The sequence below is a fragment of the Cellulosimicrobium sp. MI9406 genome, from assembly GCF_040595865.1.
In the GTDB taxonomy this organism is placed as follows: Bacteria; Actinomycetota; Actinomycetes; order Actinomycetales; family Cellulomonadaceae; genus Cellulosimicrobium; species Cellulosimicrobium funkei.
Genome location: NZ_JALIZI010000003.1, coordinates 445513 through 459591, shown reverse-complemented (window position 1 = coordinate 459591; position 14079 = coordinate 445513). Strand labels below are relative to the sequence as shown.

Annotated in this window: 13 protein-coding genes and 1 riboswitch; of the genes, 6 read left to right on the top strand and 7 right to left on the bottom strand. The window is 75.2% G+C overall.

The features are described from left to right. Window positions 1–84: 84 nt before the first annotated feature. Complete coding sequence (locus MT994_RS07685; protein ID WP_076403629.1) at window positions 85–570, top strand: hypothetical protein; 486 nt, start codon at window positions 85–87, stop codon at window positions 568–570. A 21-nt stretch (window positions 571–591) separates the two neighbouring features. On the opposite strand, the gene MT994_RS07680 is transcribed toward MT994_RS07685, so the two are convergent. The 3 genes from MT994_RS07680 to MT994_RS07670 all read right to left on the bottom strand — a co-directional run bounded on the left by MT994_RS07680 (window position 592) and on the right by MT994_RS07670 (window position 3192). Further along, entirely contained in the window at window positions 592–1314 is a 723-nt protein-coding gene (locus MT994_RS07680) for a class I SAM-dependent methyltransferase (RefSeq protein ID WP_354805786.1), read from the bottom strand. Window positions 1315–1465: 151 nt separating this feature from the next. Further along, a complete protein-coding gene (locus tag MT994_RS07675; RefSeq protein ID WP_076403625.1) occupies window positions 1466–2704 on the bottom strand; it encodes an O-succinylhomoserine sulfhydrylase in 1239 nt (412 codons plus the stop codon). Next, complete coding sequence (locus tag MT994_RS07670) at window positions 2701–3192, bottom strand: rhodanese-like domain-containing protein (RefSeq protein WP_076403624.1); 492 nt, start codon at window positions 3190–3192, stop codon at window positions 2701–2703. Before MT994_RS07670 ends, MT994_RS07675 begins: the two co-directional genes overlap by 4 nt. A 301-nt stretch (window positions 3193–3493) precedes the next feature. Beyond that, window positions 3494–3609, top strand: a riboswitch (SAM riboswitch). Between the two features lie 33 nt (window positions 3610–3642). Between MT994_RS07670 and MT994_RS07665 the strand changes: the two genes are divergently transcribed. Further along, complete coding sequence (locus tag MT994_RS07665) at window positions 3643–5076, top strand: aminotransferase class V-fold PLP-dependent enzyme (RefSeq protein ID WP_354805785.1); 1434 nt, start codon at window positions 3643–3645, stop codon at window positions 5074–5076. Window positions 5077–5188: 112 nt separating this feature from the next. Continuing rightward, window positions 5189–5836: a GNAT family protein gene (locus tag MT994_RS07660; RefSeq protein WP_076403620.1), complete on the top strand. Its 648-nt coding sequence runs from the start codon at window positions 5189–5191 to the stop codon at window positions 5834–5836. Between the two features lie 142 nt (window positions 5837–5978). Here MT994_RS07660 and MT994_RS07655 read toward each other — a convergent pair whose 3' ends face one another. Continuing rightward, window positions 5979–6152 (bottom strand): CsbD family protein, encoded by a 174-nt coding sequence (locus MT994_RS07655; RefSeq protein WP_009866995.1) that lies wholly within the window; start codon window positions 6150–6152, stop codon window positions 5979–5981. Window positions 6153–6243: 91 nt separating this feature from the next. Here MT994_RS07655 and MT994_RS07650 point away from each other — a divergent pair, with 91 nt between their 5' ends. Further along, window positions 6244–6834, top strand: a complete 591-nt coding sequence (locus MT994_RS07650; RefSeq protein ID WP_354805784.1) for a GNAT family protein — start codon at window positions 6244–6246, stop codon at window positions 6832–6834. Window positions 6835–6933: 99 nt separating this feature from the next. On the opposite strand, the gene MT994_RS07645 is transcribed toward MT994_RS07650, so the two are convergent. The 3 genes from MT994_RS07645 to MT994_RS07635 are packed head-to-tail and all read right to left on the bottom strand — an operon-like array spanning window position 6934 to window position 10780. Continuing rightward, complete coding sequence (locus tag MT994_RS07645) at window positions 6934–8001, bottom strand: MaoC/PaaZ C-terminal domain-containing protein (protein ID WP_354805782.1); 1068 nt, start codon at window positions 7999–8001, stop codon at window positions 6934–6936. Further along, window positions 7998–9371 carry a 3-oxoacyl-ACP reductase gene (locus tag MT994_RS07640; RefSeq protein ID WP_354805780.1) on the bottom strand — a complete coding sequence of 458 codons (1374 nt, stop codon included), beginning with the start codon at window positions 9369–9371 and terminating at the stop codon, window positions 7998–8000. The genes MT994_RS07645 and MT994_RS07640 overlap by 4 nt, the downstream gene beginning before the upstream one ends. 26 nt (window positions 9372–9397) lie before the next feature. Further along, on the bottom strand, window positions 9398–10780 hold the full coding sequence (locus MT994_RS07635; RefSeq protein WP_354805778.1) for an acetyl-CoA C-acetyltransferase: 1383 nt from the start codon (window positions 10778–10780) through the stop codon (window positions 9398–9400). A gap of 285 nt (window positions 10781–11065) precedes the next feature. Here MT994_RS07635 and MT994_RS07630 point away from each other — a divergent pair, with 285 nt between their 5' ends. Together MT994_RS07630 and MT994_RS07625 are read left to right on the top strand one after the other, a co-directional pair. Beyond that, window positions 11066–11809, top strand: a complete 744-nt coding sequence (locus MT994_RS07630) for a TetR/AcrR family transcriptional regulator (protein ID WP_354805777.1) — start codon at window positions 11066–11068, stop codon at window positions 11807–11809. Next, the gene (locus MT994_RS07625) at window positions 11806–13938 is read left to right on the top strand and encodes an acyl-CoA dehydrogenase (protein WP_354805775.1); all 2133 of its coding nucleotides are present in this window, start codon (window positions 11806–11808) and stop codon (window positions 13936–13938) included. The genes MT994_RS07630 and MT994_RS07625 overlap by 4 nt, the downstream gene beginning before the upstream one ends. Window positions 13939–14079 lie beyond the last annotated feature (141 nt).

Here is a 14079-nt window from a genome sequence, read left to right as displayed (position 1 = left end):
CGTCCACAGGCGGCCCGGGGACTACGGTGTCCGCACCGCACGCGCGCGGAGGCCGCGGCGGAATCAGCACCCGAGGGAGGACCGATGCGGCAGCGGAGGACGACGGCCGTGCTGTGCACGATCGCCGACGGCGCCTCGCCGGGCACCGTCGCGGCCGCGTGTCGCGGCGCGCTCCTGGCGCTGCGCGACCGGGTGGCACGGCTCCAGGTCGACGTGTACTCCGACGAGCCGTGGCCACCGGACGCGACCGACGCGGTGCACGCCTTGGAGGAGCTGTGCCGCGCACGACGCGGACGCCTCGCCCGGCGCTTCGGGTGGGAGCCCCCGATCTCGCTCGAGCTCGACCCGCGCGACGACCGCGAGCTCGACCTCGCCCTCGCCGTCGCCCCCTTCACGATCTGCGGCTCGGGCTTCGACGAGCACTGGACGCTGCTCTGGGACGTGAACGACACCGGGACGTCGGTGAGCTTCCTCCTGCTGCCGCACGAGCTGGACGCGGTCCGGTCGCACGTCGCACGGTCGGGCGGCCGCCCGGAGGACGTCGTCGTGCTGGGCGACCGTCGCGGCTGACACGATCGCGCTTCGCGCGGCTCAGCCGCGCCGTGCCACGAAGACCCACTCGCGACCCGGGCGGTCGGGCGCGTCCCGGACGTCCACGACCTCGAACCCGCACGCCACGAGCGACGTCTCGACCTCCTCGCGCTCCCGGAAGCGCAGCGTCGAGTCGGAGTGGAGCGTGGTGCCGTCGGGCAGCACGGTCGTGTCGTGGAAGGACACGAAGGGGAGCGACACGTCGGTGAGGTCGGTCCAGGACTCGACCGGGCCGACGTCGGGCACGTCCACGCGCATGGTCGTCGCCTCGCGGACCCACCCCTCCCAGGCCCGACGGGCGGGCACGCGCGTCTCGAGCACCAGCCACCCGCCCGGCGCGAGCGCGTCGTGGACGCCCCGCAGCGTCGCGGTCCACGCGTCGTCGGTGAGGAACACCTGCGCGACGTTCGCCGTCATCGTCGCGAGGTCGACCTGGAGCGGGGGGAGGGTCGTCGCGTCGCCGTGCAGCCAGCGCACGCGCTCGGCGCCCGGCTTCGTGCGGGCGACGTCGAGCGACGCACCCGCCGGGTCGAGGCCGACCACCTCGACGCCGCGCTGCGCGAGCAGGCACGCGAACGTCCCGGTGCCGCACCCGACGTCGAGCACTCGGCGCGCGCCCAGCTCGTCGACGATCGCGACGTAGGCGTCGAGGTCGGACCGGTCCGGGTCGAGCGGGTCGTAGAGGGCGGCGAGGCGGGGGTCGTCGAAGAGGGCGTCGGGCACCCGACGACGCTACGAAAGCTCACGCGACCGGTCCACCCGATCCTGGGAAGCCCCCGGTGCCGACCAGGCCCCTCCTGCCCGCCGAGCAGGTGGTCGTGGCCCGTCCCGGCGCCGGGACGAACCGATACCGCCTGCTCGGCGGGAGGCGGGGTCAGGAGTTCAGCGCCTGGGCGACGTCCTCGATGATGTCGTGCGGGTCCTCCAGGCCCACCGACAGGCGCACGGTCGTCTCTGCGATGCCGACCGCGGCGCGGCCCTCGGGGCCGAGCTTGCGGTGCGTCGTGGTGGCCGGGTGCGTGACGAGGGACTTCGCGTCGCCGAGGTTGTTCGAGATGTCGACGACCTGGAGCGCGTCGAGGAACGTGAACGCGCGCTTCTTCGCCGTCTCGGGGTCGGTGCCCTCGGGCACGGCGAGGTCGAACGTCACGACGGTCCCGCCGCCGCTCTGCTGCGACCGCGCGAGCTCGCGCTGCGGGTGCGACGCGAGGAACGGGTAGCGCACGCGGCCGATCCCGGGGAGCTGCTCCAGCGCCTCCGCGACCTGCGCCGCCGCGGCGTTCTGCGCGGCGACGCGCACGGGCAGCGTCTCGAGGCCCTTGAGCAGCACCCACGCGTTGAACGCCGAGAGCGACGGCCCGGTGTTGCGGATGAAGGTCTGCACCGGGCCGGTGACGTACTCCTCGGTCCCGAGGATCGCGCCGCCGAGCACGCGGCCCTGCCCGTCGATGTGCTTGGTCGCCGAGTAGACGACGACGTCGGCCCCGAGCTCGAGCGGCCGCTGCAGCAACGGCGTCGCGAACACGTTGTCGAGCACGACGACCGCGCCGGCGGCGTGCGCGAGCTCGCTCACGCGCCGCGCGTCGACGATGTCCTGCATGGGGTTGGACGGCGTCTCGAAGAACACGACGTCCGCGGGGGTGGACAGCGCCTCCTCCCACTGCGACAGCACGTGGCCGTCGACGTAGTCCGTCCGCACGCCCCACTTCGCGAAGATCTCGTCGAAGATGACGAGGCTCGACCCGAACAGCGCGCGCGCCGCGACGATGCGCGACCCGGACCGCACCAGCGCGGCGAGCGCCGTGAACACGGCCGACATGCCGGACGCCGTCGCGTAGCACGCCTCCGCACCCTCCAGGAGGCGCAGGCGCTCCTCGAACGTGTGCACGGTCGGGTTGCCGTAGCGTGAGTAGACGAACCGGTCGAGCTCTCCCTTGAACGCCGCCTCGGCGTCCGCCGCACGGTCGTACGTGTAGCCCTGCGTGAGGAACAGCGCCTCGGACGTCTCCTGGAACTCGGTGCGCGCGTGGCCGCCGCGCACGGCGAGCGTCGCGGGACGGGCGCTCGCGGGCAGGGGCTTGCGGCCGGAGCCGCCGGGCACGACCGCGCTCATCGGGCGGCCTCGTCGAACGTCGTGGTGGGCAGCCCGCGGACCTTCCAGCCCTCGACGTCCCGCAGGCCCGAGAACCCCTGGGCGCCCTCGAAGCCCTCGAGCACGTTGTACGACGGCCCGAGCCCGGCGGCCGTGGCCGCGCGCGCCGCGCCGATCGACCGCTGGCCCGAGCGGCACAGGAACACGACGGGGCGCTCGTCGCCGGGGGTCAGGCCCGCTTCGACGAGCCGGTCGAGGAACCGCGGGTTGGGCCCCGCCGGGGTCACCCACTCGTCGAACAGGACGTCGCGGCCGAGCTGAGTGGCGTCGGGCACGCCGATGGTGCGCCACTCGCCCTCGGTGCGGACGTCCACGAGCACGGCGCGCTCGTCGTGCGCGAGCAGGTCCCATGCCTGCTGCGGGGTGAGGTCGCCGGCGTAGCCGACGGCGGGACGTGCCTCGGGGGGTGCCGGCCAGGGTGCCGACGCCTGCTGGGACTGGTCGCTCATGAGAGTCCTCCTCCATCGATCGTGGCAGTAGCACCCTGCGCCCGGCCGCCGAGGCGGTCCGGGGGGTTGCTGCGGCGTCGACGTGCCACGTCACTCGGCCGCTCCGGATGGTTGGCTCGGATCGTACGCCACGCGTCCGACGTGCGGAACGCCCGTCTCGGGGAGCGGCCCGGGGTGGAGGTGCCCGACGCCGCGTGGCTCCGACGCGCGGGCTTATGACGCGGAGCGCCGCGTCCCGCCATCCGAGACGCCGTGACCACCGGTTGACACGTCACCGTCCGCGCGGACATCCTGGTCCGCAGGTCATGAGTGCCAGCGCGAAACCCCGGTTTGCTGGCCGGCAACCCTCCTCTCGCGGCGGGGTGCCCCGGGTGACGACCAGGCCGCACGCCGACCGGCGGGCGGCAAGCGCGGGGAGGTTCTCCCCGGACGACCCTGGAGGACTGTGCCATGACTGCTCTCGCGGACGTCTCGTGTCCCACCGACGCCCCGGCCCCTGACCTCGCGGCGCTCGTCGACGCGCCCGCGCTCCTGCCCGTCGTCGGCGGGGACACGCTCGTCCCGCTCGTCGACGGCCGCAGCGTGCCGTACGCGAACCTCGACGTCGCGGCGTCGGCCCCGGCGCTGCGCTCGGTCGCGGACCGCGTGACCGAGGTGCTGCCGCTCTACGCGAGCGTGCACCGCGGCGCGGGCTACCTCTCGCAGGTGTCCACGGCGCTCTACGAGGCGTCGCGCCGCACGATCGGCGCGTTCGTCGGTGCGCGCGAGGACGACGTCACGGTCGTCACGCGCAACACGACCGACTCGCTCAACCTCCTCGCGGGCTGCGTCCCGGCGAACGCGGACGGCACGCCCGGGCGCGTGCTCGTCCTCGACGTCGAGCACCACGCGAACCTGCTGCCGTGGCAGCGCGCCGGCGGCGCGACGGTCCTCGCGGGCGGCGCGTCCGTCGCGGAGACGCTCTCGGGCCTGCGCACCGAGCTCGCGCGCTTCCCGTACGCGCTCGTCGCCGTGACCGGCGCCTCCAACGTCACGGGCGAGTCCCTGCCCGTCGCCGAGGTCGTCCGCGCCGCGCACGACGCCGGGGCGCGCGTCGTGCTCGACGGCGCGCAGCTCGTCCCGCACCGCGGGTTCTCGCTCGCCGCGTCGGGTGTCGACTACGTCGCGTTCTCGGGGCACAAGACCTATGCGCCGTTCGGCGCGGGGGCGCTCGTCGGGCGGCGCGACTGGCTCGACGCGGGCACCCCCTACCTTGCGGGCGGCGGCGCCGTGCGCCAGGTCGCGGTGACCGGGACGCAGTGGCAGACGGCGCCCGCACGCCACGAGGCCGGCTCGCCGAACGTGGTGGGCGCCGCGGCGCTCGCGGCGGCGTGCGACGCGCTCGCCGCGCTCGACCCGGCCGACCTGCACGCGCACGAGACGACGCTCCGCGCGGCCCTCGTCGCGGGCCTGGAGGCCGTCCCGGGCGTCCGGGTCGTGCGCGTGTGGGACGACGCCGTCGACCCGGTCGGCGTCGTGACGTTCGCCGTCGAGGGCCACGACCCGGGCCTCGTCGCCGCCTACCTCTCGGCCGAGCACGGCATCGGTGTGCGCGACGGCCGGTTCTGCGCGCACCCGCTGCTCGCGCGCCTCGGCCACGACGCGGGCGCGATCCGCGCCTCGGTGGGCGTCGGGACGACGGGCGCCGACGTCGTGCGTCTCGTCGAGGCCGTGCGCGCGTACGTCGAGCAGGGACCGACCACCCGGTACGAGGTCGTCGACGGCTGCTGGGCCGTCGTGGACGACCCCCGCCCGGTCCCCGCGGGGTCCGGCCTGGAAGGGCTGTTCGCGACCGCAGCGGCGGGCTTCCTCGCCGACGCGGCGGGCTGCGGACCGGCCGTCTGACCGGCGTCGGCGGCCGACGGCGGAGCCCGTTCACCGAAGCGTCGCCGAGCGTTGTCCACCGCGTCGCCGGACCCTCTTGGCGCGGTGTTCCGCGTGTGCTCTGATATGCGCTGTGCTGCACGACGTCGTCCTCTCGGGGCACGGTTTCCGGCTGGAACCGCTGGCCCTGGAGCACGCTGAGACGCTGGCCGGCCTCGTCGACGAGGCGATGTGGTCAGGGATGAGCATCCCCCTGCCCTACGGGGTCGCGGGGATGGCCGATCTCGTGGCCGCGACCCGCGCGGCCCCGGACCTCACCGGCTTCGTCGTGCGCGCCGTCGACCCCGACGGTGCGCCCGGCGCCGTGCTCGGCAGCACCGCGTTCCGCGACCTGTCGCTCGTCGACCGCCGCGTCGAGGTGGGCCGCACGTTCTACGCGCGCTCCACGTGGGGGAGCCTCGTCAACCCCGTGACGAAGTGGCTCCTGCTGCGTCACGCGTTCGAGACGTGGGACGTGCACCGGGTCGGCTTCCGCGTCGACACGCGCAACGAGCGCTCGCTCGGGGCCATGCGCCGTCTCGGCGCCCACGAGGAGGGCGTCATGCGCGGCCACCGCACCGCGCCCGACGGGACGCGCGCCGACTCCGTGCTGTTCTCGATCCTCGCGCCCGAGTGGCCCGGGGTCGAGGTGGGCCTCCTCGCGCGGATCACCGCCCCGCGCGTCGTCCCGGTGCTCGCCCCGGCGCCGTCGGCCGACGTCCGACCGCTCGCCGCGTCCTGACCGCCGCGGCTCCCGGTCGTCGCGTCCTGGTCGTCGCATCCTGGTCGTGGCGTCCCGGTCGTCGCGCCCCGGGCGAACGGTCCCGAGACGCCACGAGGGCCCCACCGGAGCGGAGCCCTCGTGAGCAGAACGGTGGAGCACGTCAGCGGTCGAACGCGTCCTTGACGTCGTCGCCCGCCTGCTTGACGTTGGCCTTGGCCTGGTCAGCCTGGCCCTCGGCCTCGAGCCGCTCGTTGTCCGTGAGCTTGCCCGCGCCTTCCTTGAGCTTGCCACCCGCCTCTTCGGCGGCGTGCTTGGCCTTGTCTCCGAGTCCCATGGGTGCTCCTCTCGTCGGTACCTCTCGACCGTAACCACGGTCGGCCGGCTTCGCACGCGGTCGAGCCACCGGGGTGTGGTGGGATGTGCGGGTGCAGCACGACACGGTCCTCGAAGGCTTCGGCGTCCGCCTCGAACCGCTCGCCGCGACCCACGCGCCGGCGCTCGGCGCCCTCGTCGACGACGGCATCTGGGCGGGCATGTCCAGCGCCGTCCCGCGCGGCACGGAGGCGATGGAGGGCTACGTGCGCGACGCGGTCGCCGCGCCGGGCCGGCTCGCGTTCGCGGTCGTGGGCGCTCCCGGTGCGGACGGCGCGACCGCCGACGCCGTGGTCCGTGGCTCGACGTCGCTCTACGAGTGGGTCCCGTCCCAGGGCCGGGTCGAGCTCGGGTCCACGTTCTACGCGCGCGAGTGGTGGGGCGGGACGACGAACCCGGCGTGCAAGTACCTCCTGCTGCGGCACGCGTTCGAGGACCTCGGGGTCGCGCGCGTCGCGCTCCGCGCCGACGCCCGCAACAGCCGGTCCATCGGGGCGATCCGGCGCCTGGGCGCGGTGCCGGAGGGCGTCCTGCGCAGCCACCGCGTGGCGCCCGACGGCTCCCGCCAGGACACCGCCTACTTCTCGGTCCTCCGCGACGAGTGGCCGACCGTCCGCGACGGCGTGCTCGCCCGCCTGCCCTGACGGACCGGCATGCCGAGCACGGGCCTGCGGCGCGTCGAGCACGGGTAGGTGTCGTCATGCGCTCGAGAACGACAAGAACCCCGTGCTCGGCGGCGAGGGTCAGCGACGCGGGGTGACGCGGCCCGCGAGGTGGAGGCGGCCCTTGCCGCCCCACGCCTGGTAGGTGACGCCCGTGCCCGGGGCGCCCGCGCCGTCGGGCACGGCCGCCGCGACCTGCCCGACGGCGTCCCGCACCTCGGCGGGCACGTCGCCCGCCGGGCGCAGCGCGACGTCGACCGTGCCGGGCAGCAGCACCGGCTTGGCGAACGTGACGGTCCAGTCGTAGGCGTCGCCGCGACCGGGGCCGGCCTCGGCGAGCGCCCGCGCCGCGGTGTACATGCCGTGCGCGATGGCCCGCGGGAACCCGAACGCCTTGGCGCCCAGCGCCGAGGTGTGGATCGGGTTGCGGTCGCCGGACACCGCCGCGTACGCGCGGCCGGTCCCCGCCCCGAGCGCCCACCGCGCGGTGGGCAGGGGCGGGACGAACGCGGCCGGTCCCTCGGTGTCGGCCGGGGCGGGGCCGCCCGGGAGGGACGCGCCCTTCGCGAGGTACGTCGAGACGCCCCGGTAGGCGAGCGTCGTCGCGGCCAGCCCGCTGCCCGCGGCGCGCTCGTCGTCCGTGCGCAGCACCGAGACCTCCGTGACGAGGTCCACCTGGACACCGCGGCGGTGCGGGCGCAGGTCCTGCGCCCACGCGCGGACCTCGAGCGCGTCCCCGAGCCGCACCGGGCGCAGCACGGACACCGAGTTCGCGAGGTGCACCATGCCGAGCAGCGGGAGCGGGAAGTCGGCCCGCACCATGACGGCCGTCGCGAGCGGGAACCCCAGCACGTGCAGGTACCCGGCGGGCAGCACGTCCGACGGCGCCTCGCCCACGAGCCGCGCGTACCGCGCGAGGTGCGCGGCGCTGCCCACGTGGCCCGGTGCCGCGTCGTCGCCCGTCGGGACGGCCGCGACCCGGTACATGACGTCCGGGAGGGTGAGCTCCGTCGGGCCGCCCCGGACGGGGAGCCGGTGCGCCGCCGCGATCCGGCCCGACGCCGCGAGCCCGCGAACGTACAGGCCGCCCAGACCCGGGACGGCAGGCAGCGTCTCGACGCGCGCCGGGGCGCCCGCGGGCGCCGTCACCGGCCCACCACGTTCTGCCCGCACACGCGCAGCACCTGCCCGTTGACGCCACCGGCCGCGGGCGACGCGAGGAACGCGATCGCCTCGGCGACGTCCACGGGCTGGCCGCCCTGCTGGAGCGACGCGACGCGGCGCGCGACCTCACGCTGCACGAACGGGATCGACGCCGTCATGTCCGTCTCGATGAAGCCCGGCGCGACGGCGTTCGCCGTCCCGCCCGGGCCCCCGGGCGCCGCGAGCAGGCGGGCGAACGCGCGCGTGTGCCCGATGACGCCCGCCTTGGAGAACGCGTAGTTCGCCTGGCCGCGGTTGCCCGCGATCCCGCTCGTCGAGGCGAGCGACACGACGCGCGGCGCGGAGGAGAACCCGTTCGCGCCGAGCAGGTACTCCGTGATCCGCAGCTGCGCGGCGAGGTTCACCGCGACCACCGCGTCCCACTTGTCGGGCGACATGTTGGCGAGCAGCTTGTCGCGGAGGATGCCAGCGTTGTGCACGAGGACGTCGAGCCCGCCGTGCCGTGCGCGGGCGTGCTCGAGGATCCGGGCGCCCGCGTCGTCGGCGGTCACGTCGAGCTGCAGCGCCGTGCCCTTGATCTCGTTCGCGACGCGGGCGAGCGCCTCGCCCGCCGCGGGCACGTCGACCACGACGACCTTCGCGCCGTCGCGCGCGAGCGTCCGGGCGACCTGCGCCCCGATGCCGCGGGCCGCGCCCGTGACGACCGCGACCTTGCCGGCGAGCGGCTGGTCGAGGTCGGCGGATGTGCTGGCGGCGCCGTCGGTCGCGCTCGGACCCACCCGGAGGAGCTGGCCGTCGACGAACGCGGACTTCGCCGAGAGGAAGAAGCGGAGGGTCGCGAGGACGCTCGGGCTGTCGACAGGGGCGTCGTCGGTCACCTGGATGCCGTTGGCGGTCGCGCCGTAGCGCAGCTCCTTGGCGACGGACCGCAGGAACCCGTCGACGCCCTCGCGGGCGGCGGCGAGCTCGGGCGAGTCGGTGTCGGCGGGGGCGCGGGAGATCGTCACGACGCGACCGTTGGGCGCGAGGCGGCGGAGCGTCGCCGAGAGCGCCATGACGGGCGCGGACGCGTCCTGCGGCCGCTCGATCCCGCTGAGCACGACGACGACCGCGCCCCAGCGGGTCGTGTCGTCCGGGGTCTGGCGGACGTCGAGGTCCCAGCCGAGCAGGGCCTCGGCGACGAGGTCGGCGTCGTCGCGCACGCCCGGCGTGCCGCCGAGCACGAGCACGGGCCCGACGGTGAGCGGGTCGCCCGCGCGGAAGCGGCGCAGGACCGCGGGGCGGGGGAGGCCGAGCTTCTTGGCGAGCGTCTTCGTGAAGCCGGAGTTGACGGCCTGGACGTAGGAGTCGGTCACGGGGGTTCCTCTCGGTCGTCGGGGCGTCAGGCGGCGTCGGTCGCGGGGACGGACTCGAGGATCGCGGCGACGCCGAGGCCGCCCGCGGCGCACACGGAGATCAGCGCACGCGCGGGCGCCCCGGTCTCGGCGGTGCGCTGCGCGAGGAGCTTGGCCGCCGTCGCGACGATGCGCCCGCCGGTCGCGGCGAACGGGTGGCCCGCGGCGAGCGAGGAGCCGTTGACGTTGAGCCGCGAGCGGTCGATCGAGCCGAGCGCGCCGTCGAGCCCGAGCTCGGTGCGGCAGTACTCGTCGTCCTCCCAGGCCTTGAGCGTCGTGAGCACGGTCGACGCGAACGCCTCGTGGATCTCGTAGAGGTCGAAGTCGCCGAGCGTGAGCCCGTTGCGGGCGAGCAGGCGGGGGACCGCGTGCGCGGGGGCCATGAGCAGGCCCTCGTGGCCGTGCACGAAGTCGACGGCGGCGGTCTCCGCGTCGACGACGCGCGCGAGGAGCGGCAGGTCGCGCTCGCGCGCCCACTCGGCCGAGGCGAGGAGGACGGTCGACGCGCCGTCGGTGAGCGGGGTCGAGTTGCCCGCCGTCATGGTCGGGGGGACGCCTTCCAGACGCTTGCCGTACACCGGCTTGAGCGCGGCGAGCTTCTCGAGCGACGAGTCGGCGCGCAGGTTGTCGTCGCGCACGAGCCCGCGGAACGGGGTGACGAGGTCGTCGAAGAACCCGGCGTCCCACGCGGCCGCGAGGTGCTCGTGGCTCGCGAGCGCGAGCTCGTCCTGCGCCTCGCGCGAGATGTCCCAGCGGGCCGTCGTGATCGCCTGGTGCTCGCCCATCGACAGGCCGGTGCGCGGCTCGTCGGTCGCGGGCGTGAGCGGCGCGAGGTCGGCGGGGCGGACCTTCGCGAACGCCTTGACGCGCTGGCCGAAGGTCTTGGCGTGGCTCGCCTCGAGCAGCGCCCGACGCAGGCCCTCGCTCACGGCGATGGGGGCGTCGGACACGGTGTCGGAGCCGCCCGCGACGCCCGACTCGACCTGGCCGAGACGGATCTTGTTCGCGACGGCGATGGTCGCCTCCAGGCCGGTCGCGCACGCCTGCTGGAGGTCGTAGGCCGGGGTCTGCGGGGAGAGCGACGACCCGAGCACCGACTCGCGCACGAGGTTGAAGTCGCGGGAGTGCTTGAGCACGGCGCCGCCGACGACCTCCCCGAGCCGCTCGCCCTGGAGGCCGAAGCGCGCGACGAGCCCCTCGAGCGCGGCGGTGAACATCTCCTGGTTGCTCGCGGACGCGTACTTCTTGCCGGCGCGGGCGAACGGGATGCGGTTCCCGCCCACGACCCACGCGTCGCGGGGAGCGCCCGCAGGGGCGTCTTCCCGGGGGGACTGCTCGGGGGTCGGGCGGGGGCTGGTGCTGGTGGCCACTGTGCCTCACTTCCTGTCCGTGCTCGCTGCGCTGCGTTCGGTGCCGGCCCGGGAGAGCGCCTCGGCACGGCGTGCGCGAGGCGGGGGAGAGGGCCGGTTGGTGTCCAATACCAAGAGTACCTGATACTCTCGGTTTCGTGAGTCGGGTCACAGGGCTGTGCCCTGCCCCGGCACGGCACCCGTGACGGGGTGCCGACGACATCGAGGTCGGGCGCAACGGAGGACGACGTGAACGCAGGTGCCGACGCGCGACCGGTCACCCGAGGGCGGGTGCAGCCGGCCGCCGTGGTCGACGGTCGGTCGACCCGCTGGGACGAGCACCGGGCGGCGCGCCGCGCGGAGCTCATCCGGGCGGCGAGCAAGGCGGTGCACCGGGGAGGCCCCGGGGTCTCCATGGACGAGATCGCGGCGGCGTCGGGCACGTCGAAGTCGATCATCTACCGCTACTTCGACGACAAGACCGGGCTCCAGGTCGCCCTGGGCTCCGCCGTCGTGGGACAGATGCACGACGCCCTGACCCAGGCGGCCGAGGCCGCCGAGACGCCCAAGCGCGCGCTGCGCGCGATGGTCGGCGTGTACCTCGAGATGATCGAGAGCTCGCCCAACGTGTACTACTTCGTCACCCGGACGAGCGCCGTCGCGGGGACGGAGGAGCCCGCCGCCCAGCTCGCGGCGAGCGGCCTCACCCAGGGCGCGGGCGGCGCCGACCGCGCCCCGCTCGCCGCCTTCCTCGACTCGGTGATCGAGCTCGTCGCCGAGCCCTTCGCCCGGGTCACCGACGTCTCCCCGGCCGACGCCGCGGCGTGGGCCGCGGGCGCCGTCGGGTTCGTCCGGGGCGCCGGCGAGTGGTGGCTCGCCCACCGCGACCGCGCCGACGTCCCCGACCGCGAGCAGCTCACCGAGCGCGTCGCCGCGTGGCTGTGGGCCGGCCCCGTCGGCGTCCTCTCCCACAACCCGGGCGCGACCCGCCCGGACGCCGTCCGCCCTCCGCACCCGGCGACCGCCTCAGACCCCAAGGAGAAGCCATGACCGCCACGTCCGACCGTCCCGCGCTCGCACCGCGCACGACGAGCGCCGGCGACGCGGGCCCGACGTCGCAGGGCGACGCCCGCGTCGACGTCGCCGCCCTCGAGAAGCTCCTGCTCGGCCGCTGGGCCGACCTGCGCGCGGCGGCGCGCGCGACCGCGGGCGAGGAGGCGTTCCAGCGCATCGAGGGCCTGAGCCTGCGGGAGCACCGCGAGCGCGTGCTGGAGCAGATGCACCTGCTCGTGGGCAAGGGCCAGGTGTGGCGCGGGTACCCGGAGCGCCTCGGCGGCGCGGACGACGCGGGCGGCAACCTCGCCGGGTTCGAGGAGCTCGTCGCGGCCGACCCGTCGCTGCAGATCAAGGCGGGCGTGCAGTGGGGGCTGTTCGGCTCGGCGATCCTGCACCTGGGCACGCCCGAGCAGCAGGACCGCCTCCTGCCGGGCGCCATGGACCTCTCGGTGCCGGGCGCGTTCGCGATGACGGAGATCGGCCACGGGTCCGACGTCGCGAGCATCGCCACCACGGCGACGTACGACCCGGAGACCGAGGAGTTCGTCATCCACACCCCGTTCCGCGGGGCGTGGAAGGACTACCTCGGGAACGCGGGCGTGCACGGCGTGGCCGCGGTCGTGTTCGCGCAGCTGATCACGAAGAACGTCAACCACGGCGTGCACGCGTTCTACGTGCCGATCCGCGACACCGCGGGCGAGCGCGACGAGCTCGGCCGGCTGCCCTTCCTGCCCGGGGTGGGCGGCGAGGACGACGGCCAGAAGGGGGGGCTCAACGGCATCGACAACGGGCGCCTGCACTTCGACCACGTGCGGGTCCCGCGCACCGACCTGCTCGCCCGCTACGGCTCGGTGGACGCCGACGGCACGTACTCCAGCCCCATCGACAGCCCCGGACGCCGCTTCTTCACGATGCTCGGCTCGCTCGTCCAGGGTCGCGTGTCGCTCGACGGCGCCGCGGTGACCGCGGCGAAGCTCGGCCTCGCGATCGCGGTGCGGTACGCGAACGAGCGCCGCCAGTTCACGGGCGCGACGCCGACGGAGGAGGTCGTGCTCCTCGACTACGGCACGCACAAGCGTCGCCTCATCGTCCCCATCGCGGAGACGTACGCGGCGCACTTCGCGCACGACCGCCTGCTCGACCTGTTCCACTCGGTGTTCTCCGGCGAGGAGGACACCCCGGAGCAGCGCGAGGACCTCGAGACGACGGCGGCCGCGCTCAAGGCGACGAGCACGCGGTTCGCGCTCGACGTGCTCCAGGAGACGCGCGAGGCGTGCGGCGGGGCCGGGTTCCTCACGACCAACCGCATCACGAGCCTGCGCGCCGACCTCGACGTGTACGCGACGTTCGAGGGCGACAACACCGTGCTGCTCCAGCTCGTCGCGAAGCGCCTGCTCGCCGACTACGGCAAGCAGTTCAAGGGCATCACCCCGGGCCAGATGGCGCGCGTCGTCGTCGAGCGCGCGGGCGACATGGCGCTGCACCGCACGCCGCTCAAGCGGGCCGCCCAGGCGCTCGCGGACGTCGGCGACCCGCGCCGCGCGGCCGGCCACCTGCGCGACCCCGAGACGCAGCGCGCGCTGCTCACCGACCGGGTCGAGACGATGGTCGCGGACGTCGCGCAGGCGCTGCGCCCGGCGCAGAAGGCCGACCCGGAGACGGCGACGAACCTGTTCAACGCCCACCAGGTCGAGCTCGTCGAGGCGGCCCGCGCCCACGCGGAGCTGCTGCGCTGGGAGGCGTTCACGCAGGCGCTCGGCACGATCGAGGACGCGGGCACGCGCGAGGTCCTCACCACGGTGCGCGACCTGTTCGGCCTGAGCCTCGTCGAGCGGCACCTCGCCTGGTACCTGCTCAACGGGCGCCTCTCGACGCAGCGCGCGCGCACGGTGACGAGCTACCTGGACCGCCTCGTCGACCGGCTGCGTCCGCACGCGCAGGACCTCGTGGACGCCTGGGGCTACGGCCCCGAGCACCTGCGCGCGACGATCGCGACGGGCATCGAGAAGGAGCGCCAGGACGAGGCGCGCGACTACTACCGGCGCCTGCGCGCGAGCGGCGACGAGCCGCGGAGCGAGAAGTCGCTGCGCAAGGCCGCGAAGGGCGGCCCGCAGGCCCGCTGACCACCCCGGCGCCGTCCTCGGCGCCACCCCGGAACGTCCTCGGCGTCGCAGGCGGAGCGGTACCGCTGCCGAGGGTCAGGCCCGGGCGGCACGACGTCCACCAGCCGTCGTGCCGCCCGGGCCGTTGCCGTCTCGGTCTCC

What these genes read in the sequence shown, in the direction of transcription:
- MT994_RS07685 (WP_076403629.1), top strand. Translation starts at nt 85, where the DNA reads ATGCGGCAGCGGAGGACGACGGCCGTGCTGTGCACGATCGCCGACGGC.
- MT994_RS07675 (WP_076403625.1), bottom strand. Translation starts at nt 2,704, where the DNA reads ATGAGCGCGGTCGTGCCCGGCGGCTCCGGCCGCAAGCCCCTGCCCGCG.
- MT994_RS07670 (WP_076403624.1), bottom strand. Translation starts at nt 3,192, where the DNA reads ATGAGCGACCAGTCCCAGCAGGCGTCGGCACCCTGGCCGGCACCCCCC.
- MT994_RS07665 (WP_354805785.1), top strand. Translation starts at nt 3,643, where the DNA reads ATGACTGCTCTCGCGGACGTCTCGTGTCCCACCGACGCCCCGGCCCCT.
- MT994_RS07655 (WP_009866995.1), bottom strand. Translation starts at nt 6,152, where the DNA reads ATGGGACTCGGAGACAAGGCCAAGCACGCCGCCGAAGAGGCGGGTGGC.
- MT994_RS07625 (WP_354805775.1), top strand. Translation starts at nt 11,806, where the DNA reads ATGACCGCCACGTCCGACCGTCCCGCGCTCGCACCGCGCACGACGAGC.